This is a genomic window from Rhizobium sp. 22-785-1 (assembly GCF_053521965.1).
Genome location: NZ_JBNWDI010000003.1, coordinates 219,906 through 241,114 on the forward strand (window position 1 = coordinate 219,906; position 21,209 = coordinate 241,114).

A 21,209-nucleotide genomic window follows, 5' to 3' on the forward strand; every position below is an offset into this window, starting at 1 on the left:
GTTCGTCCTATGGGCATTTCCGGGTCTCAGCATCTTGATAACGCCAGCCAACACACCAAGATAAGCGGTATGAAAGCATCAGAAGCAGATATCCTCATCGTTCCCGGATATACCAATTCCGGTCCTGATCACTGGCAAAGTCGCTGGCAGGAGAAGCTGTCGACGGCGCGCCGCGTTGAGCAGGCGGAGTGGTCGAAGCCGGTGCGTGAAGACTGGGTGGCCCGCCTCGTGGAGGAAGTGAACGCCTCGACGAAGCCAGTGGTCCTCGTCGCGCACTCGCTCGGCGTGCCCACGGTGATCCATGCGCTGCCAAACATCGGCTCGAAAGTGGCGGGTGCGATGCTCGTGGCACCGCCAGACGTCGCGAATCCGGACATTCGGCCAAAGCATCTGATGACGTTCGGACCTTATCCGCGCGATCCGCTTCCCTTTCCGGCAATCACGATCGCCAGCCGCAATGATCCGTTCGGAACATATGAGCATGCCGACGACATCGCCGCAGCCTGGGGCTCGCTTCTGATCGATGCCGGCATGTCGGGACATATCAATACGGAATCGGGCCATGGCCCATGGCCTGAAGGCACCATGGTTTTCGCCCAGTTTCTGAGCAGGCTCAAACCGCCTCCTGGCTTCGTCACCGCTGAGTAACAGTGAACGAAATCACCTGTTTTTACCCAGAAATTTCATGGATTGAGAGTAAAACGAAAAATCCGCGCAAGCAAATCTCGCGCGGATTTAATCTGTCGATATGTGTGATCAAGACCGATAACGTCAGGCAACGCGCTTGTTGCCGAATTGCGAGATCCCATCACGCAACTCATCGGCGGCACAGCGTAGCAGGCTACTCATCTGGTCATGGATCGCGTCGTCGGTAACGCCGACACCGGCTGCGATGAAATCGTCATGCAGCTTGTTGAACACAGCTTCATCACCTTCGCTACCGATGGAAGTGGCAACGATCTCTGTTGCATAGGAGTTCGCGTCTTCCTTGTGCATCAGGGAGGCGGCCCACAGCCCCATCAACCTGCTGCGCAGCCCGTGAAGGCGGAAGCTTAGTTCTTCTTCGTGAAAATAAAGATTCTCAAGTGCTTTACCGCGCGTTCTCAGACCCATGACTATACCCCGTTTTACTTGTATCGTTATTTGCGTCCTCTTGGTCGGGACAACACTGTTCTACAATACAACTGTTGAAAAAGCGTAACTTTGGAATGATGCCTTGGAAGAGCCAAAAACAGGGTTGAAGAATTGCAAACAACCGCGTGCCGTCGCATTGTGAAGTCGCTTCTTTTCCGTTATGGGACCGCTTCAAGAAACGAAACGACCGCCACCCGCACCGGCGCTAAAACAAGAGATATGTCGCTATGAACCGTCGCCGCCGAATCTATGAAGGCAAGGCCAAGATCCTTTATGAAGGTCCGGAGCCGGGAACGCTCATCCAGTTCTTCAAGGACGACGCGACCGCTTTCAACAAGAAGAAGCATGAAGTCATCGACGGCAAGGGCGTTCTGAACAATCGCATCTCGGAATATGTCTTCACGCATCTGAACAAGATCGGCATTCCGACACACTTCATCCGTCGGCTGAATATGCGCGAGCAGTTGATCAAGGAAGTCGAGATGATCCCCCTTGAGGTCGTCGTGCGCAACGTCGCCGCCGGCTCGCTTTCGAAGCGCCTCGGCATCGACGAAGGCGTCGTGCTGCCACGCTCGATCATCGAGTTCTATTACAAGTCGGATGCGCTGGAAGACCCTATGGTCTCGGAAGAGCACATCACGGCGTTCGGCTGGGCCAACCCTGCCGAACTTGACGACATCATGGCGCTCGCCATTCGCGTCAACGACTTCCTCTCCGGCCTTTTCCTCGGGGTTGGCATTCAGCTCGTCGATTTCAAGATCGAATGCGGACGCCTGTTTGAAGGCGATATGATGCGCATTATCCTTGCGGACGAAATTTCTCCGGATAGCTGCCGCCTGTGGGATATCGAGACGCAGGAAAAGATGGACAAGGATCGCTTTCGCCGCGATATGGGTGGACTGCTGGAAGCCTACTCGGAAGTCGCGCGGCGTCTCGGCATCATCAATGAAAATGAACCGATCCGCGGCACGGGCCCGGTTCTCGTCAAGTAACATCAGGAGACCATCAGGTGATCAAGGCACGGGTGACTGTTACGCTGAAGAACGGCGTTCTCGATCCGCAGGGTAAAGCAATCGAAGGCGCGCTGGGCAGCCTCGGTTTCGATGGCGTCGGTCAGGTCCGTCAGGGCAAGGTCTTCGATCTTGAACTGGACGCCACCGACAAGGCGAAGGCCGAAGAAAACCTGAAGGCGATGTGCGAGAAGCTTCTCGCCAACACCGTCATCGAAAACTACGCGATCGCCATCCTCTAGAGCAATTTGCGTGAACAGTGTTCACCTTTATAGCTCTCAACTCTTTGTTTGACGCATTTCCACATGCAAGATCGCAGGCGCTTCTGCTGGAAATGCTCTGAATTTCGGAGCCAAGGCCCATGAAATCCGCAGTCGTCCAGCTTCCTGGCCTCAATCGCGACCGTGACATGATCGCGGCCTTGACGAAGATTTCGGGTCAGGCGCCCGTCACCATCTGGCAGACGGAAACGCAAATTCCGGATGTCGATCTGATCGTGATCCCCGGCGGCTTCTCCTATGGCGATTATCTGCGTTGCGGCGCGATCGCCGCCCGCATGCCGGTCATGCAGGCGATCCGCGAGAAGGCAGAACAGGGTGTGAAAGTTCTGGGTGTTTGCAACGGCTTCCAGATTCTGGTCGAAGCCGGGATGCTGCCAGGCGCCTTGATACGCAACGCCTCGCTCAAATTCGTCTGCCGCGAAGTCAAGCTCGAGGTCGTCAACAACGATACCGAGTTCACCCGCACCTATGACAAGGGCCAGATCATCCGCTCGCCCGTTGCTCATCACGACGGCAACTATTTCGTCGAAGCTGACGAATTGAAGGCGATGGAAGACAATGGCCAGGTCGTCTTCCGTTACGCTGAAGGCACTAACCCGAACGGCTCGCTGAACGATATTGCCGGCGTCATCAACGCCAAGGGCAATGTTCTCGGCATGATGCCGCATCCGGAAAACCTCATCGAAGCTGCCCATGGCGGCAAGGATGGGCGCGGCATATTTGCCTCGGCGCTTGGCGTTATTGCCGCCTGATATCGCAAGCATCGAGCCGGGCGGATCAGCCCGGCTTTCTTTTTGCCGCTCATGCTGGATTGAAGAATGAACCGCACCGCTCCCACACGTTCCGTCGGCATTGTCGCTCTTGGCTTCGCAGCAATCGCACTTGCTGCATGCCAGCCGAAGCCTGAGCCACCGAAGGCTGCGTCGCAGGCTGCCCTTCCTGTGATGGAGCGCATCGCGCTTGGCGCCAATGCCTGCTGGTTCAAGTCCGGCGATCCAGCTTTCAAGGCCTACCGCCTTGCACCGGAACTCAACTCTTTCTCTGGCCGTCCTCGCATTCTGCTGGTTCCACGCAACAGCCCTGAATCGCGTCCAATGCTGGTGGTACAAGCCGAAGGCAATCCGGCCAATCTTCAGGCTTTCGGTCCGGTGATGAATGACGGTCACGCACCGCGCATCTCCGCAGACATCAAGCGATGGGCCAATGGTGGCAAGGGCTGCTGATCTTCCATAGGCTGGATACGGCCTCTTGTAACGTTGATAGGGAGCAGGTCGGAAATTCTATTTCCGCCTCTCCACAGGCAGCTTGAGCAAGATCACGATCGCCGCAAACGCACAGACTTGCTTTTTGCCGTTTCTTGCCGCTATTAGCCAAAGCCATCAGCAATTGAATGAGATGGCAGACACCCATGTCCCTTCCCGATAAAGCCTTCCCAGTGTCCTGGGATCAGTTTCACCGCGATGCCCGCGCGCTGGCGTGGCGTCTTGCCGGCCTGAACCAGGAGTTCAAGGCCATCGTCTGCATCACCCGCGGCGGCCTCGTTCCAGCGGCGATCATCTCCCGCGAGCTTAACATCCGCCTCATCGACACGGTCTGCATCGCCACCCGTCACGACTACTTGAACCAGGGCGATACCGTTCTGCTAAAGGGCATCTCCCCCGAACTGTTGGAAAAGTCCGGCGAGGGCATTCTGGTCGTCGACGATCTGACAGATACGGGCAAGACAGCATTGGAAGTGCGCGAGATGCTGCCAAAGGCACATTTTGCCTGCGTCTATGCCAAGCCAACCGGCGTTCCCACCATCGACACCTTTGTGACCGAGGTCAGCCAGGATACCTGGATCTACTTCCCATGGGACATGGGCTTCACCTATCAGGAGCCAATCGCCAAGGGCGCGCCCGGCTGATCACCCCAGATAAATCATGTCGCGTCGAATCCTGTGAGGTTTGGCGCGATATGGTCTCATCGCGCTGTCAGAGCGCATCTCCCCTTACGGCCCCGGCTCCGGCTCCAGCAGCACCGGCCCGGCACCCTTATTACCCAGTATATCTGCCGGATTGCGCAGCGGACACTCATCCGTCGAAAGACAGCCACAGCCGATGCAGCCGGTCAGATGATTGCGCAGCCGTGTAAGATGCGCAATACGGTCGTCCAGTCCGGCCTGCCAATGGGTGGCAAGCCTCTGCCAGTCCTTTCCCGTTGGCGTGCGTCCATCCGGCAGAGTGTTCAAGGCCTGCTGAATTTCCTTGAGCGGAATCCCCGCCCTCTGGGCCACCTTGATGATGGCGATGCGTCTCAGCACATCGCGCCCATAGCGACGGTGATTGGAGCTGTTGCGCCAGCCTTTTATCAGCCCTTCGGCCTCGTAAAAGTGAAGCGTCGAAACCGCCACCCCAGCCCGCTCGGCAACGTCCCCGACAGATAGATCGTGCACCAGCGGAATCTGCTGAAGTTTTCTCGTCATGTTTGCTGACCTCAACTTTACTTGAGGAATTACCATATGGCGATCAACCGTCCAAGGAGAACCTACATGCCGTCGCGCCTGCGACCGTAAGGTGCCATCGACTTAAATGCTTTGAGGAAAGAGCTGCACAGACCGCTAGATGTAGTCGTAGGCCTGTGCATAAAGGCCGCTCACGCTACAATTGGCTGTAGAAGGACATCTCATGTTGCCGCTTGGCAACATCGAGAATCTTCCCGGAAATGCTCGATTTCATGCCCTGCGCTGCGACAGGCAAGCTTCACGCAAGGTAAGGGCAAAGCTCTCATTCTGCGCAAGTCACTGAAATCTATAGAGGGTTTTTCTTTCCCCGTTTTCCACAACCTATCCACACCATATCTTGTAGTAAATAAACACTTACAAACTAGCACTTGACGGAATCGGCTCGTTTTCTAAAAGTAGCCCCACGTTGCGGCGGCAACGGAATCGGCAGGTTCATCTGCGGTTCTTTCCTGTATCTGTTCACGCGTTGTCTTGCGTTCCAACCATGAGGGGTGAGGAACGTGAGGGCGTGTCCATGTGTCGGGGATGCTGCCAAAACGTGCGGCGGGGTCTGGCAACAAGAAACTGTTAATACTACATATAGTATGCTTGCGGCCATAATAACCACGACATAAGGGAACGACATCCAAAGATGAACGTTTCCAACTCATCGGCGAACAACTGGTGGCGCATGGCCCATGCGACACCGGAACGATATTTTGCGCCCGACCAGGCGCCAACGGACAAGGACACCAACGATGCGCATCGAACGCCGCTTTACGAAGCCCGGCCAGTCGCCTTACGCGGAAATCGAATTCCGCAAGGCCATCAGCGAAATCAAGAATCCGGACGGTTCCGTCGTGTTCCGTCTTGCGGATATTGATGTGCCGGCTCAGTTCAGCCAGGTGGCGACCGACGTTCTGGCGCAGAAGTATTTCCGCAAGGCTGGCGTTCCCAAGGTCCTGAAGAAGGTCGAAGAGAACGACGTTCCATCCTTCCTGTGGCGTTCCGTTGCCGATACGGCTGCCATGAAGGATCTGCCTGAAGCCGAGCGCTACGGCTCGGAAATCGACGCGCGTCAGGTTTTCGATCGCCTCGCCGGCACTTGGGCCTATTGGGGCTGGAAGGGCAAGTATTTCTCATCCGAAGAAGATGCTCTCGCCTTCCGCGACGAGCTCGCCTACATGCTCGCCACCCAGCGCGTTGCGCCGAACTCGCCGCAGTGGTTCAACACTGGCCTGCATTGGGCCTATGGTATCGACGGTCCGGGCCAGGGCCACTTCTATGTCGACCCTTTCACCGGCAAGCTGACCAAGTCCAAGTCTGCTTACGAGCATCCCCAGCCGCATGCCTGCTTCATCCAGTCCGTTGAAGACGATCTCGTCAACGAAGGCGGCATCATGGACCTTTGGGTTCGCGAAGCTCGTCTGTTCAAATACGGCTCCGGCACGGGCTCCAACTTCTCCTATCTGCGTGGCGAAGGCGAAAAGCTTTCCGGCGGCGGCAAGTCCTCCGGCCTGATGAGCTTCCTCAAGATCGGCGACCGCGCAGCTGGCGCCATCAAGTCCGGCGGCACCACCCGTCGTGCGGCCAAGATGGTCGTCGTCGATGCCGATCACCCGGATATCGAAGCCTATATCGACTGGAAGGTGAACGAAGAGCAGAAGGTTGCTGCCCTCGTCACCGGCTCCAAGATCGTCGCCAAGCACCTAAAGGCCATCATGAAGGCCTGCATCAACTGCGAAGGCGATAACGGCGATTGCTTCGATCCTGCCAAGAACCCTGCCCTGAAGCGCGAAATCCGCGCTGCCAAGAAGGATCAGGTTCCGGAAAACTACATCAAGCGCGTCATCCAGTTCGCCCAGCAGGGTTATAAGGATATCGAATTCAAGACCTATGATACGGACTGGGATTCGGAAGCCTACCTGACTGTGTCTGGCCAGAACTCCAACAACTCCGTTTCGTTGAAGGACGATTTCCTGCGCGCTGTCGAAAGCGACGGCGACTGGAACCTCACCGCCCGCCGCGACGGCAAGGTGATGAAGACGCTGAAGGCACGCGACCTGTGGGAAAAGATCTCGCATGCCGCCTGGGCCTCTGCCGATCCGGGCCTGCACTTCAACACCACCATGAACGACTGGCACACCTCGCCTGCCGCCGGTTCCATCCGTGCATCCAACCCATGCTCGGAATACATGTTCCTGGACGATACGGCCTGCAACCTTGCTTCGCTGAACCTCCTTCAGTTCAAGGACGCCGCTACCAAGAAGATCAACATTGCCGATTACGAGCACGCCGTTCGCCTGTGGACCGTCGTTCTCGAGGTCTCGGTAATGATGGCGCAGTTCCCATCGCGTCAGATTGCCGAACGCTCTTACGAATACCGCACGCTCGGTCTTGGCTACGCTAACATCGGCGGACTGCTGATGTCGTCGGGCATTCCTTATGACAGCGACGAAGGCCGTGCGATTGCAGGCGCCCTGACCGCCATCATGACCGGCGTGTCCTACGCGACCTCTGCCGAAATGGCAGGCGAGCTTGGCCCATTCCCAGGCTTTGCGCCGAACCGCGACAACATGCTGCGCGTCATCCGCAACCACCGCCGTGCAGCCCAGGGCCTCGCCTATGGCTATGAAGGCCTGTCGGTAAACCCGGTTCCGCTGATCCATGCCGATTGCACCGATCAGGAGCTGATCAAGCACGCCGTTGCTGCCTGGGACAAGGCGCTGGAACTTGGCGAGCAGAACGGTTACCGCAACGCCCAGACCACCGTTATCGCGCCAACTGGTACGATCGGCCTCGTCATGGATTGCGACACGACCGGTATCGAGCCTGACTTTGCTCTCGTAAAGTTCAAGAAGCTCGCAGGCGGCGGCTACTTCAAGATCATCAACCGTGCGGTTCCGGAATCGCTGCGTTCGCTCGGCTACTCCGAAAGCCAGATCGCCGAGATCGAAGCCTATGCTGTCGGCCACGGCAACCTGAACCAGGCGCCCGGCATCAACCCCGGCTCGCTGAAGGCCAAGGGCTTCACCGATGAGAAGATTGAAGCCGTCAACGGCGCGCTGAAGAGCGCCTTCGACATCAAGTTCGTCTTCAACCAATGGACGCTCGGCGCCGACTTCCTCAAGAACACGCTGAAGGTTTCCGACGAGCAGCTCACGGACATGAGCTTCAACCTTCTGGAACATCTCGGCTTTGCGAAGAAGGACATCGAAGCGGCAAACGTACACGTCTGCGGTGCGATGACGCTGGAAGGCGCGCCGTTCCTCAAGGACGAGCATCTCTCGGTCTTCGATTGCGCCAATCCCTGCGGCAAGATCGGCAAGCGTTATCTCTCGGTCGAATCCCACATCCGCATGATGGCGGCGGCACAGCCCTTCATCTCAGGCGCGATCTCCAAGACCATCAACATGCCGAACGATGCGACGGTGGAAGATTGCGGCGCAGCCTATATGCTGTCCTGGAAGCTGGCGCTCAAGGCCAACGCCCTTTACCGCGATGGCTCCAAGCTTTCCCAGCCGCTCAACGCTTCGCTGGTGGAAGATGAGGATGACGAGGACGCCATGGAAGAGCTGCTGGCTCAGCCACAGGCAGCGCAGGCCGTCACCATCACCGAAAAGATCGTCGAGCGCATCATCGAGCGCGTCGTTCGCAGCCAGGAAAAGCTGCCGACCCGCCGCAAGGGCTACACCCAGAAGGCCAAGATCGGTGGTCACACCATCTTCCTTCGCACCGGCGAATATGACGATGGCCGTCTTGGCGAAATCTTCCTTGATATGAACAAGGAAGGCTCGGCACTGCGCGCCTTCATCAACAACTTCGCGATTTCCGTGTCGCTCGGCCTGCAATATGGCGTGCCGCTGGAAGAATATGTCGATGCCTTCACCTTCACCAAGTTCGAGCCTGCCGGCATGGTGACGGGCAATGACGCGATCAAGAACGCCACTTCGATCCTCGACTACGTGTTCCGCGAACTCGCCATCTCCTATCTCGGCCGCCACGATCTGGCGCATGTCGATACGTCGGACTTCTCCAACACCGCACTTGGTCGCGGCGTGTCCGAAGGCAAGGCAGATGTCGTCTCCAAGGGCCTGACCCGCGGCTACAAGCCAACACTCGTCTCCAACAATGGAAGCGAACGCGGCTCGGCGGAAATCAAGGGCTCGGCAACGGCCGCCCCTGCCCGCGCCTCGGCCAATGTGACGGCAATTTCCGGCAACGCAGCCCGCAAGCTGGAAGCAACAGTCTCAGTCGCCACCTCGGAAGTCGTCGCCTTCAAGCGTGACTATGAGGAGCGCGCCCGCGAACTGGCCGAAGAGATTGCAGAAGAAGTCACCGAAACCGAACAGAGTGCAACCGCCCTCTTCTCGGACAAGGCCGCTGCCGATGCAGCCTCTGCCAAGGCCGACGCCAAGAAGGTGGAAAACGAACGCCGCATGCGCTCGATCGCTCAAGGTTATACGGGCAACATGTGCTCCGAGTGCCAGAACTTCACGATGGTCCGGAACGGGACGTGCGAGAAGTGCGACACGTGCGGTGCGACCAGCGGCTGCAGCTGATGACTGAATTGCCCCACTTAAACGTCATAAAGTGGGGCACCAAAGTCCAGAGAAGCCCTGGTGTTGCGTCCGTTTATTCACGAGATTCAAACGTGACCTCGCTTCAGAACTAACGCTTCTTTTTAGGCCGTTACGCTCGAATGAACGTAACGGCCTGTTCCTTTGATGTCTTGGGAGGTCGTACCTCTCGAATCCTCAAGGCAGATCAGAGGAAGCAGAGCAAAGCGGGTCGCAGAATGCACCGGAAAACGTGAGTTACACGATCTTCCAGTTCTCAACTCTAATATTGAGTCCATGCTCCGGATCAAATCCGGCCTCGACCTGTATCGTAAACGACCTTCCTCCATAAACCTGGATTGATGCCTTTCGCCCAAGTAACGGCCAAATTTCTTGGCTTGAGCTGATCTGCGGAAAGTCCTTGATCCAGTCCTTCTTTTCCTCCGCATCCATGGCCTCAAACTCGGGATAATATCGTTCTCTGTAAATATGAAAGACGTGATCCTCGAAAATTTTTCGGAAGGATGCCTTATTGAGGATTTCCGTTATCAATTCTATCACTTCAGCAGTCAGCGCATCCTCTTCACCACCGACGTGAAGCTCACATTTGAACTCTGCCCAGACTGGAGCGACCTTCTTCTTGAGGTGCCATTTATACGTTGTGTCGAAACCGAAGGTGCCGACGCCATTCACACGCACATCCTTAATCGTTCCCTCAAGACGCCGAACGATTGTCCAAAGTCCTGATTTCGCATCATAATACAGCAGATATTGCTCATCGAAAGTCAGGTTGTCCCCTATCGTGCTCTTCACGGTCATCGTCATGAAGCCCTTGGAGAGCTTCTGTCCGACAAATCCGCCGTCATAGGGAGTGGGCACCCCAAACCGAATGGCGCGTCGCACGACAGCAGTTGAACTCTGAAAGGCGTTCGCTGGCATTTCATGACCGCTGGCTATCGCACTTTTTTTGATATCCTCCGATGTCTCAAATCTTCGCCCGCTAACGTAATGGTCGAACTCTACGTTTCTAACGCCATCAAAGAGGGTCTCCTCGCGCCGGTCGAAGTAGCCTTGCAACAAAATTTCCGGTGTTGATGCAGAGGAGGCAATTACGCTCGGTTTTTTTATTTCACTTGCGAATAACCGCTTAAAAAGAGCCTCATTGTTTTTCTCCGCTTTTGCCTGGAGGTTTCTCTCGGACCCCACCTGTTCAATGAATGTTGCAAAATCATCCGCAAGGCGTATGGGCTTAGAAGGTGTTTGATCGTCATGATAGCCAATGGGTCGGACACCCCAAATCGAACCGAAGTCCTCTCCTTCATTTAAATCAACGAGCAACCGAAGCGTTACACTCGGCCTGAACTCTCCGCTTATTTCACAAAGCGGATAATAAAGGGCTGGATTGCCTGGTAGTCGTGCGCCCTCTCTGCGATCCAGATAATGCTCGTATCGGCTCTTGAAGAAAACCTGATCTTCTACGCCTTTGAACCTCAAATTGAGAAGAGCGTCGCCCCGTGCGACAAGCACGGCACTGTAATCATACTCGAACTTCCAGGACCCGATATTCAGGAGGTACCACCGGATGTCTTCTGGGAGAGGCTGACCGACCAGCGCCTCAATGGCATCTACCGTCTCAGCATCATAGCGATATGAATAATACGGGTCTCTCTCATACCGAGCGCGACCCACAGTATCTTCAATTCTGCTCATGACCTTCCTATTCCGTTTATCCCGCTGCGCTCAATTCACGCAATGCAACGGTGGATCCTCTCAATTCCGCAGTATTTAAATGCCAAAATTTAAACCTGCTGAATCGAAACATCAGAAAATACAACGCAGACAAGAAATTAGAGATTGAGTAGTTCCATGTAAAGTGGCGGGGCATCGTGGTTGCCCCTTCAATCAGAACAGCGACACAAAAAAGGCCCGCCTAAGCGAGCCTTTCCAACCTCTTCCGAAAACCTTCAATCAAATTTCCGGGCAACCGCGCTGGTTGGCGAATGTGATGGTGTCGGTGCCGCGGCGGGTGTCGCCTTCGACGACCACGCGGCGCGGGGTCACGCGGACGACTTCCGGATCACGCAAGCCCGAGGCGCGAGCGGCTGCGCGAGCTTCACGTTCGCTGCATCCCCTCATCGCGCTGCGGCGCTCCATGTCGCGACGGTCGCGGTCGCGATCACGGATAACGGGGCGGACGCCGTCTGGGCCAATGCGCAGTTCCACATCCTGCGCCTGTGCGACGCCGGACACGGCGACGCTCGAAACTGCCATAGTAACAGCAAGTCCTGCAACTTGAATAATCTTCCGCATGTTGCCTCCTCAGTGCCATTACTTCGGCACGCATAAATGTTCACCGCGCTATAACGTTGAAACGTCTCGCTGGTTCCTTCACGGTTGTTTCGTGATGATCTTGGAATGGGTGGTAGATCAAAAAAAAAGCCCCGCAAACGCGGGGCATGAAGAGTGACTATGCGCCTTTATGGTCGCCGCGTCAGGCCGCGACATCCGCCGTGAAAGCAGACTTGATCAGCGTCTTTGTATAATCGGCAGCGGGCGCGTTGAAGATTGCATCCGTCTCCCCCTCTTCCACGATCTTCCCGTCCTTCATCACGATCACGTAGTCCGAAATCGCCTTGATGACCGAAAGGTCGTGGCTGATGAAAATGTAGGACAGGCCATGGGTCTTCTGCAGCTCGCGCAGCAGATCGATCACTTGGCCCTGCACCGAGCGGTCGAGTGCCGATGTCGGCTCGTCCAGCACGACGACGTCGGGCTTCAGGATGATGGCTCTGGCAATCGCAATACGCTGGCGCTGGCCGCCGGAGAATTCGTGCGGATAGCGGTTTCTGGCTGCGGGATCGAGGCCGACTTCCTTCAGCGCTTCGATGGCGCGCTTATCCCGCTCGGCGCGGGTCAGTTGCGGTTCGTGAACGAAAAGACCTTCGGTTATGATCTCGCCCACTGTCTGGCGGGGCGAAAGTGATCCATAGGGATCCTGGAACACGAGTTGCAGCCGACGACGCAGGGGGCGCATTGCCTTGCGGTCCAGCCCCGTAATCTCCTTCTTCTCGAAAGTGATGCGTCCGTTGGCGTTGGTCAGCCTCAGAAGCGCGCGGCCAAGCGTCGATTTGCCTGAACCGGATTCACCGACGATACCAATGGTCTGGCCCTGGCGCAGATTGATGGTCACGCCATCGACCGCACGAAACACGCTGGCCTTCGACAGGAAGCCACCAGGAATATCGTAATCGACGGTGACATTCTGGCCCGACAGGACGACGGGCGTGCCATCTGCCACCGGCGGCTTGTGGCCGCTCGGCTCGGCATCGAGCAGCATCTTTGTGTAATCCGCTTGCGGGCGCTCGAAAATATCCTCCATCGTGCCTGCCTCGACCACCTCCCCGCGCCGCATCACCGTGACGCGGTCGGCAAAATGGCGCACCACACCAAGATCGTGGGTGATCAGCACCACCGCCATGCCGAAGCGCTGCTGCAAGGACTTCAACAGATCGAGGATCTGCGCCTGGATCGTGACGTCGAGCGCCGTCGTCGGCTCATCCGCAATCAGGATATCCGGCTCGTTTGCCAGCGCCATGGCAATCATCACGCGCTGACGTTGCCCGCCGGAAAGCTCATGTGGGTAACTGTCGATGCGGCGCTCAGGGTCGGGAATGCCGACCAGCTTCAGCAGTTCGAGAACGCGCGCGCGCGCCTCGCTCTTGCTGCCGCCACGATGGTGCAGGATCGGCTCGGCGATCTGCGCGCCGATCCGGTAAAGCGGATCGAGCGAGGTCATCGGCTCCTGAAAGATCATGGTGATCTTCGCGCCACGGATGGTGTTGAGCTCATCGACCGGAAGACCGACAAGCTCGCGGCCACGATATTTCGCCGATCCCTGGATGACACCATTGGAGGCGAGAAGCCCCATAATGCCCATCATCGTCTGGCTCTTGCCGGAACCGGATTCACCGACGACAGCAATGGTCTCACCCTGGCGAACATCGAGGTCGATGCCTTTGACGGCATTGACCATGCCGTCCGGCGTGGTGAAATCGACCTTGAGATTGCGAACCGAAAGAATGGTTTCAGATGTCGTCATATCAGCGATCCTTTGGATCGAGTGCGTCACGCAACCCGTCACCCACAAAGTTGAGAGAGAACAGGGTCAACACGAAGAACAGCGCCGGGAAAATCAGAAGCCAAGGTGCCGACTGCATGTTGTTGGCGCCTTCCGAGATCAACGCACCCCAACTCGTCAACGGCGCCTGAACGCCAAGGCCGAGGAAGGAGAGGAAACTTTCCAGCAAAATGACCTTCGGCACGACCACAGTGACGAAAACGACGACCGGGCCAATGGTATTGGGAATGATGTGACGGCGGATGATCTGCCAATCGCTCAAGCCCAGCGCCTGTGCTGCACCGACGAATTCCCGTCGCTTGAGTGCAAGCGTCTGGCCTCGGACGATACGCGCCATATCCAGCCACTCCACCGCCCCGATCACCAGAAAGATCAGGATGAAGCTTCGGCCAAAGAAGACGACGAGCACCACGACCAGGAAGACGAAGGGCAACGAATAGAGGATTTCGACAAAGCGCATCATCACATTGTCGACGCGTCCACCGATGTAACCGGCTGTCGCGCCATAGACGACGCCAATGCCAAGCGACACGAGGCTCGCCAGAACGCCGACCGCAATCGAGATCTGCCCGCCCAGCATGACGCGGGCCAGCATGTCACGTCCGTTGGTATCGGTGCCGAAGAAGAAGTATTCGCGGTTCACCTCGCCTTCCAGCTTCAGTGTCCGCCCATCGTCTTCGGTGGCAACAACTTTGGTGTTTTCGAACTCGTTGGCACGGTCGAAATAGCGTGTCGTGCGCGGATCGATGGCGGAGCTGGAGGTCACGGTCGCCGTAAAGGTCTGTCCGCTGACAGCAAACTCCTTCAAGTCAACACGCGCCCGGCTTGCGACGCCTTTCATCACCTCCTGCAGATTGTTCACGTCCGGACGCGGTTCCAGGCTTGGCGGCACAGAGACGTAGGAAGAGAACACCTGATCGTAGGTGTGGGTCAGGAAATGTGGACCGATGAAGGAAAAAAGCGTGATCAGCACCAGCATGACGGAACCCGCCATCGCTGCCTTGTTGCGCCGGAAGCGCATAGCCGCCAGCTGGAAGAGGCTTCGGCTCTCCACAGTGGACGCCGTTGGAGGATTGGTTGCGATATCAGTCATGTCGGACCCTCGGATCGAGCAGGCCGTAGAGAATATCGACCACGAGATTGAACAGGATGACGAAGATGGCGACGAGAACGACGGTTCCCATGACCAGCGTGTAGTCGCGGTTGATGGCGCCGAGAACGAAGTACCGGCCGACCCCCGGGATCGTGAAGATGGTTTCGATCACCGCGGAACCGGTGAGAAGTGCCGCTGCACAAGGCGCCAGATAGGAAACGACCGGCAGCATGGCGGCGCGCATCGCATGAAACACCACGACGCTTTTGGCCGGAAGCCCGTAAGCCTTGGCGGTCCGGATATGGTCCATCCGCAAAGCCTCGATCATCGCACCACGGGTCAGGCGGGCAATCACCGCAAGCTGCGGCAGGGCCAGCGCAATCATTGGCAAAATGAGATAGCGCAGCGATCCATCACCCCAGCTACCGGCGGGCAACAGGCCGAGGAAAACCGCGAAGACGAGCGTCAGAACGGGTGCAACGACGAAGTTCGGCACTGTCACGCCAACTGTCGAAATCGACATGATGGAGAAATCGAAAGCGCTGTTTTGTCGAAGGGCGGCGAAGGTGCCAGCTGTCACGCCGCCGATCAGCGCCAAAAGCAGCGCGTAGCAGCCAAGCTCCAGCGAATAAGGCAGGCCCTTGCCGATCAACTGAGCGACAGTGTTGTCCTTATAAATATAACTCGGGCCGAAATCTCCGGTCACCGCATTGCGCAGATAAATTAGATACTGACGCCACAATGGTTCATCCAGATGATAAGTCCTCATCAGGTTTTCCATCGTTTGTGGCGGTAGCGGCCGTTCGAGGTTAAACGGACCGCCCGGCGCAAAACGCATCAGGAAAAAAGAAATGGTGACGACGATGAACAGCGTCGGCACCGCGCTCGCCAAACGGCGCAGAACAAATGAAATCATGGATCTTCAGGCTCCGGGCAAGGCACGGCGGACCCTATGAACCGCCGCGCCAGCGCTGCTTATTCGGAAACGCTCAGAAAGCGGCTCAAATGTTCATTGGCAGCGTTGTCGTGCCAACCCTTGACGCGATCCGATACCAGCCAAAGGTCGGCCTGGGTCAGAAACGGTGCCACCGGCTGTTCCTTCATCAGAATGGTTTCAGCCTCATGCAGCAGCTTGGAGCGGGCTGCCGGGTCCTTTTCCTCGTAAGACTTCTGCATCAATGCGTCATAGTCGGCATTGTTGAACTTCGCATAGTTGAAGGTCTTGTTGGAAGAGATGGAAAGCGCCAGGAAGTTTTCGGCGTCCGCATAGTCAGCAACCCAGCCGGCACGCGCGACATTGTACTTGCCGCCTTCCTGCAGGTAGCCATAATGCGACGCCACGTCGAGGTTCACGAGCGAAACCTTGGCACCGAAAGTGTTCTTCCACATATCGGCAATGGCGGTTGCCACGCGCTCGTGGTTCGGGTTGGTGTTGTAGCGGATTTCGATGGAGAGCGGCTTGCCGCCTTCACCGTAACCGGCTTCCTTCATCAGCTTGAGCGCTTCGTCTTCACGATCAAGCTGCGACATGGCGGCGAAATCGGCCTTTGCGGGCTCGCCATAGGAGTCCATGCCGGGCGGCACCATCGAGTAGGCCGGAACCTGCGAACCACTATAGATTTCCTTTGCGAGGAAGTCGCGATCGACCGCCATGGAAAGAGCCCGGCGAACGCGAACGTCGCTATAAGGCGCCTCGCGCGTATCGAACGTGTAGTAATAGGTCGCAAGTGTCGGCGACACGTGAACCTGTTCGCCATAGGACTTGCGCAGACGATCGAGCTGATCGGCCGAGAAGTTGTAGGCGAGATCCATTTCCTTTGCTTCAAAGCGACGCACCGATGCGGCCTGGTCGTCGATCGGGTAGAAAATCACCTTGTCAATTTTGGTATTGGCTGCGTCCCAGAAATTGGCGTTCTTCACCACCGTCAGGCTGTCATTGGGAACATGAGACTGCAGCGTATAGGCGCCGTTCGAAACCATGACGCCGGGTTTGACGAAGTCATTGCCGTTCTTCTCATAGCTCGCCTTGGAAATGGGAAGCGCGGTCTGGTGAGCGAGCAGCTCAAGGAAGAAAGGAGTCGGCCGCTCGAGCGTAACTTCCAGCGTCTTGTCGTCCACGGCCTTCACGCCGAGCTGATCAACAGGCAATTCGCCCTTGTTGATCTTTTCGGCATTCTTGATGGGATAGAGGATATTGGCGTATTTCGAAGCCGTCTTCGGGTCCTGCACGCGCTTGTAGGAGAACACGAAGTCCTCCGCCGTCACCGGAGAACCATCCGACCACTTGGCATTGTCGCGCAGCTTGAACGTGTAGACGGTGCCGTCATCCGACAGCTTCCAGCTTTCGGCCGTGCCGGGAATGATCTTGCCGGCCGCGTCATAGATCGTCAGACCCTCATAGAGGTCCTTCAGAATGAAAGCTTCGATATTGATCGAGGTCTGTGCCTGATCGAGGGTTTGAGGTTCCCCGGAATTACCGCGATGCAGAACGGTTTCAGCAAGAGCGGAACTGGCGCCAATCAGAAGCGAGCCAAGAAGAAGTGCGGCCCGTGTTGTCGTTTTAAACGAAATCATTTTTTTATGCTCCCAGACAGTTGAGAGGCCTAAAACAAGGCCATATTGGCTTGACGCGCAACCCCCAATATTTGCAGCCACGTCAAACTTGCCCCTCGAACAGGCACGCGGCGTGGCTGCGCAACAATGCGGCAACGGAAAATATGCTGAAAAAATATCGGGATACGAGGCGCTGTAATCGGTCATGCTGACTGACAAATTTGCCCCCAATTTCGTAACCGGCTGTGGAAAAGGATGAACCTGAAAGTTCAGATAAGTCTAATCTTCAGAAGAATCCGCTTCTGACAGACGGGTCGTAAATAGCGTCGAAGGACGCTTGAGCGCCTTTCGTTTTCGGTTAAACTGAACCAAAACGAAAAGATTTAGGGGGTCATCGAATGTTTCTCAGCACACGTCAAACTGAGATAATAGAGCTTGCCAAAGCCGAGGGACGTGTGCTCGTCGAAGACCTCGCAACACGCTTTTCCGTTACCCCGCAAACGATCCGCAAGGACTTAAACGAGCTTTGTGAGAACCGCACGCTGAACCGCATCCACGGCGGTGCGATTTTCCCCAACGGTACGGAAAATATGCGCTATGAGGCACGCCGCTCGATCGCGGCGACTGAGAAGCAGGGGATCGGGAAGGCTGCGGCGACCATGATACCGAACAAGTCCTCGCTTTTCATCAACATCGGCACTACGACAGAGGCAGTGGGGGATGCGCTCCTCGACCATCAGGAACTGATGGTCATTACCAACAACATCAATGTCGCGAACCGGCTGCGGATCTTCCCCTCTATCGAAGTCATCATAGCTGGCGGCGTGGTGCGCGGCACCGATGGTGGCATTGTCGGTGAGGCGGCGGTTGATTTTATCCGTCAGTTCAAGGTCGATTATGCGGTGATCGGCGTTTCCGCCATAGATCCGGACGGCGCGCTGCTCGACTACGACTTTCGAGAGGTGAAAGTGGCCCAAGCCATCATCGCCAATGCTCGCCATGTGATTCTTGCCAGCGACTCAAGCAAATTCGAACGCACTGCCCCGGTCAGAATAGGCCATCTGTCGCAGGTTCAGACTTTTATCACCGATCACTGTCCATCAGATGCCATTAGAGAGATCTGCCGCGAAGCAGGCGTAGAGCTGGTCGAAACAGCTCCACTGAATGGCGACGCTATAGACAATAGTTTCGTTTGACATTCACTTTGAGTTCCTTTTATTTTCTCTTTAACAAAAAAATCGTTCGGCTTGCACGCGCAACATCAGGGAGTGGGACAGGTGGCTCAAGAGGCGGTTCGCGACATCTTCGTGATCGGCGGTGGCATTAATGGCTGCGGCATTGCGCGTGATGCGGCCGGTCGGGGATATTCCGTAACGCTTGCCGAGATGAAGGACTTTGCTTCAGGCACATCCTCCGGCGCCACGAAATTGATCCACGGCGGGTTGCGCTATCTGGAACACTATGAATTCCGTCTCGTGCGTGAAGCGCTGATGGAACGTGAAGTTCTCTGGGCCATGGCCCCGCATATAATCTGGCCGATGCGCTTCGTTCTGCCCTTCCATAAGGGCGGCATTCGCCCTGCCTGGCTGATCCGGCTCGGTCTCTTTCTCTACGATCACCTTGGCGGCCGCAAATTGCTGCCTGCGACAAAGTCGCTCGACATGCGACGCGATCCAGCCGGCAAGCCGTTGAAGCCGCTTTTCACCAAGGCCTTCGAATATTCCGATGGATGGGTGGATGACGCCCGCCTCGTGGTGCTGAACGCACGTGATGCGGCTGATCGCGGCGCAGACATCATGAACCGCTCGAAAGTCACCTCCGTCCGCCGCGAGAACGGTCTTTGGACCATCAACGTTCAGGACATTCAAAGCGGCGAGTTGAAAACCGTGCAGGCACGAATGCTGGTCAACGCCGCCGGTCCTTGGGTGGATCAGGTGTTGTCCAATGCCGCCGGAAAGAACCAGGTTCATAATGTCCGCCTCGTTCAGGGCAGCCACATCGTCGTGAAGAAGAAGTTCAACGACCCACGTGCCTATTTCTTCCAGAACCCCGACAACCGTATCATTTTCGCCATTCCCTACGAAACCGACTTCACTCTGATTGGCACGACCGACCGCGATTATGACGGCGATCCTTCGCAGGTGCGGATCAGCGACGAGGAGACGGATTATCTCTGCAAGGCGGCAAGCGAATATTTCGCCGAGCCGGTAACGAAGGACGATATCGTCTGGACCTATTCCGCCGTTCGTCCGCTCTATGATGACGGCGCATCCAAGGCGCAGGAAGCCACGCGCGACTACGTCTTGAAGCTGGAGCAGAACACCGGCGAACCGCCACTGCTCAACGTCTTCGGCGGCAAACTCACGACCTATCGTCGTCTGGCCGAGCATGCGCTGGAAAAAATCACCGAAGCGATCGGCGCCAAGGGTTCGCCCTGGACGGCAAAAAGCTCACTGCCGGGCGGCGATTTTGCACCGACGGGATACGAGGCCGAAGTGGCAAAACTGAAGGCCAGCTACGGCTTTCTCTCGGACCGCCACGCGCGTCGTCTTGTCCGGCTCTACGGAACGAAGGCTGCAGTGATCTTGGGAGAGGCGGCCAGTGTGGAGGCACTGGGCAGGCGTTTCGGCGGCGACCTTTACGAGCGCGAAGTCGCATGGCTCATGGAAAAGGAATGGGCCAGAACGAGCGAGGATGTGCTCTGGCGCAGAACGAAACAGGGCTTGCATTTTTCCAGGGAGGAAGCCGCAGCCCTTAACGATTACATGATGACGAAGGCTGCTTGAAACGACTGATTTATACGCGCCGTAACGGCGCTACATAAAGCATATTGATTGCAGACATCTTGCTGGTGGAGGAGGCCGCGGGACAGAATGCTTGAATTGCGCAATATCGCGAAGATGGTGGGTGGGAATTATCATATCTACCCAACCAATCTCACACTCAAGCGGGGCACGCTGAACGTCCTGCTCGGCCCGACCTTGTCCGGCAAGACATCCCTGATGCGGCTGATGGCCGGCCTCGACAAGCCGACCGAAGGCTCGCTGATGTTCGATGGCACTGACGTGACAGGCAAACGCGTGCAGGATCGCAGCGTTGCCATGGTCTATCAGCAGTTCATCAACTATCCCTCGCTTTCCGTTTACGAAAACATCGCCTCCCCGATGCGGATCGCCAAAAAGGATAGTGCCACGATCGATCGCGAGGTGCGCAAGGCCGCAGACCTGTTGAAGCTGACGCCCTATCTGGAGCGCACGCCACTCAATCTTTCCGGTGGCCAGCAGCAGCGCACCGCCCTTGCTCGCGCCATCGTCAAGAATGCCAGCCTCGTTCTTCTGGACGAGCCGCTTGCCAACCTCGATTACAAGCTGCGCGAAGAACTACGCGAGGAGTTGCCCAAGATCTTCGCCTCGTCCGGCGCGATCTTTGTCTACGCAACCACCGAGCCTTCCGAGGCACTCCTGCTCGGCGGCAATACGGCAACGCTGAGCCAAGGCCGTATCACCCAATATGGCCCGACCATCGATATGTATCGTAATCCGGTGGATCTTATCTCCGCCAGAACCTTTGCCGATCCGCCCTTGAACATCGTCGAACTGACGAAAGCAGGCGGCTCCTTCTTGCAAAATGGCCAGCCGGCTTTCGCCGTGCCCGCTCATCTTTCCGGAATTGCTGACGGGCCGATGACGGCAGCATTTCATCCACACCACCTTTATCCCGAGCCGACCAACATCAATGCCGTGAAACTTCAGGCAAAGACGCTGGTGTCTGAAATTGCCGGTTCGGAAAGCTTCATCCATCTGGATTTTGCCGGCCACCGATGGGTCATGCTGACACGCGGCATTCTCGATATCGAGCCGGACCGGCAGATCGATATCTATCTCGATACCCGTCACCTGATGGCCTTCGACGTGAATGGCCGTTCCCTTGCCGCTCCTAAGCTTGCTGCCGCGTGAGGA

Annotated in this window: 18 protein-coding genes; 10 read left to right on the top strand and 8 right to left on the bottom strand. The window is 56.7% G+C overall.

The features are described 5' to 3' along the window. Positions 1 to 69: 69 nt before the first annotated feature. A complete protein-coding gene (locus ACQZ5M_RS08660) occupies positions 70 to 648 on the top strand; it encodes an RBBP9/YdeN family alpha/beta hydrolase (protein ID WP_296021884.1) in 579 nt (192 codons plus the stop codon). A gap of 123 nt (positions 649 to 771) precedes the next feature. Here the strand turns inward: ACQZ5M_RS08660 and ACQZ5M_RS08665 are convergent, their stop codons facing one another. Continuing rightward, the gene (locus ACQZ5M_RS08665; protein WP_296039434.1) at positions 772 to 1,113 is read right to left on the bottom strand and encodes a DUF1476 domain-containing protein; all 342 of its coding nucleotides are present in this window, start codon (positions 1,111 to 1,113) and stop codon (positions 772 to 774) included. Between the two features lie 248 nt (positions 1,114 to 1,361). Here ACQZ5M_RS08665 and purC point away from each other — a divergent pair, with 248 nt between their 5' ends. The 5 genes from purC to gpt all read left to right on the top strand — a co-directional run bounded on the left by purC (position 1,362) and on the right by gpt (position 4,331). Next, complete coding sequence (gene purC / locus ACQZ5M_RS08670; RefSeq protein ID WP_296021880.1) at positions 1,362 to 2,126, top strand: phosphoribosylaminoimidazolesuccinocarboxamide synthase; 765 nt, start codon at positions 1,362 to 1,364, stop codon at positions 2,124 to 2,126. Positions 2,127 to 2,143: 17 nt separating this feature from the next. Next, positions 2,144 to 2,386: a phosphoribosylformylglycinamidine synthase subunit PurS gene (gene purS, locus ACQZ5M_RS08675; protein WP_296021878.1), complete on the top strand. Its 243-nt coding sequence runs from the start codon at positions 2,144 to 2,146 to the stop codon at positions 2,384 to 2,386. 119 nt (positions 2,387 to 2,505) lie between these two features. Beyond that, positions 2,506 to 3,177: a phosphoribosylformylglycinamidine synthase subunit PurQ gene (gene purQ / locus ACQZ5M_RS08680; RefSeq protein WP_449079488.1), complete on the top strand. Its 672-nt coding sequence runs from the start codon at positions 2,506 to 2,508 to the stop codon at positions 3,175 to 3,177. Positions 3,178 to 3,243: 66 nt separating this feature from the next. Further along, on the top strand, positions 3,244 to 3,648 hold the full coding sequence (locus ACQZ5M_RS08685; protein ID WP_449079489.1) for a hypothetical protein: 405 nt from the start codon (positions 3,244 to 3,246) through the stop codon (positions 3,646 to 3,648). Between the two features lie 185 nt (positions 3,649 to 3,833). Then, on the top strand, positions 3,834 to 4,331 hold the full coding sequence (gene gpt / locus ACQZ5M_RS08690; protein ID WP_296021871.1) for a xanthine phosphoribosyltransferase: 498 nt from the start codon (positions 3,834 to 3,836) through the stop codon (positions 4,329 to 4,331). Between the two features lie 84 nt (positions 4,332 to 4,415). Here gpt and soxR read toward each other — a convergent pair whose 3' ends face one another. Next, positions 4,416 to 4,889 (bottom strand): redox-sensitive transcriptional activator SoxR, encoded by a 474-nt coding sequence (soxR, locus tag ACQZ5M_RS08695; RefSeq protein WP_449079490.1) that lies wholly within the window; start codon positions 4,887 to 4,889, stop codon positions 4,416 to 4,418. 776 nt (positions 4,890 to 5,665) lie between these two features. Here soxR and ACQZ5M_RS08700 point away from each other — a divergent pair. Beyond that, positions 5,666 to 9,469 (top strand): vitamin B12-dependent ribonucleotide reductase, encoded by a 3,804-nt coding sequence (locus ACQZ5M_RS08700; RefSeq protein WP_449079491.1) that lies wholly within the window; start codon positions 5,666 to 5,668, stop codon positions 9,467 to 9,469. 255 nt (positions 9,470 to 9,724) lie between these two features. Here ACQZ5M_RS08700 and ACQZ5M_RS08705 read toward each other — a convergent pair whose 3' ends face one another. The 6 genes from ACQZ5M_RS08705 to ACQZ5M_RS08730 all read right to left on the bottom strand — a co-directional run bounded on the left by ACQZ5M_RS08705 (position 9,725) and on the right by ACQZ5M_RS08730 (position 17,271). Beyond that, the gene (locus ACQZ5M_RS08705) at positions 9,725 to 11,176 is read right to left on the bottom strand and encodes an SMI1/KNR4 family protein (protein ID WP_449079492.1); all 1,452 of its coding nucleotides are present in this window, start codon (positions 11,174 to 11,176) and stop codon (positions 9,725 to 9,727) included. A 258-nt stretch (positions 11,177 to 11,434) separates the two neighbouring features. Beyond that, positions 11,435 to 11,776 carry a hypothetical protein gene (locus tag ACQZ5M_RS08710; protein ID WP_449079493.1) on the bottom strand — a complete coding sequence of 114 codons (342 nt, stop codon included), beginning with the start codon at positions 11,774 to 11,776 and terminating at the stop codon, positions 11,435 to 11,437. 181 nt (positions 11,777 to 11,957) lie between these two features. Beyond that, positions 11,958 to 13,565 (bottom strand): ABC transporter ATP-binding protein, encoded by a 1,608-nt coding sequence (locus ACQZ5M_RS08715; RefSeq protein WP_449079494.1) that lies wholly within the window; start codon positions 13,563 to 13,565, stop codon positions 11,958 to 11,960. A 1-nt stretch (position 13,566) separates the two neighbouring features. Further along, entirely contained in the window at positions 13,567 to 14,697 is a 1,131-nt protein-coding gene (locus tag ACQZ5M_RS08720) for an ABC transporter permease (protein WP_296017266.1), read from the bottom strand. Further along, positions 14,690 to 15,613 (bottom strand): oligopeptide ABC transporter permease OppB, encoded by a 924-nt coding sequence (oppB, locus tag ACQZ5M_RS08725; RefSeq protein ID WP_296017268.1) that lies wholly within the window; start codon positions 15,611 to 15,613, stop codon positions 14,690 to 14,692. The genes ACQZ5M_RS08720 and oppB overlap by 8 nt, the downstream gene beginning before the upstream one ends. A 59-nt stretch (positions 15,614 to 15,672) precedes the next feature. Continuing rightward, positions 15,673 to 17,271, bottom strand: a complete 1,599-nt coding sequence (locus ACQZ5M_RS08730; RefSeq protein ID WP_296034711.1) for a peptide ABC transporter substrate-binding protein — start codon at positions 17,269 to 17,271, stop codon at positions 15,673 to 15,675. Between the two features lie 377 nt (positions 17,272 to 17,648). Between ACQZ5M_RS08730 and ACQZ5M_RS08735 the strand changes: the two genes are divergently transcribed. The 3 genes from ACQZ5M_RS08735 to ACQZ5M_RS08745 all read left to right on the top strand — a co-directional run bounded on the left by ACQZ5M_RS08735 (position 17,649) and on the right by ACQZ5M_RS08745 (position 21,206). Further along, positions 17,649 to 18,446: a DeoR/GlpR family DNA-binding transcription regulator gene (locus ACQZ5M_RS08735; protein ID WP_449079495.1), complete on the top strand. Its 798-nt coding sequence runs from the start codon at positions 17,649 to 17,651 to the stop codon at positions 18,444 to 18,446. 81 nt (positions 18,447 to 18,527) lie between these two features. Further along, positions 18,528 to 20,036 carry a glycerol-3-phosphate dehydrogenase gene (glpD, locus tag ACQZ5M_RS08740; RefSeq protein ID WP_449079496.1) on the top strand — a complete coding sequence of 503 codons (1,509 nt, stop codon included), beginning with the start codon at positions 18,528 to 18,530 and terminating at the stop codon, positions 20,034 to 20,036. 87 nt (positions 20,037 to 20,123) lie between these two features. Beyond that, positions 20,124 to 21,206, top strand: a complete 1,083-nt coding sequence (locus tag ACQZ5M_RS08745) for an ABC transporter ATP-binding protein (RefSeq protein ID WP_449079497.1) — start codon at positions 20,124 to 20,126, stop codon at positions 21,204 to 21,206. Positions 21,207 to 21,209 lie beyond the last annotated feature (3 nt).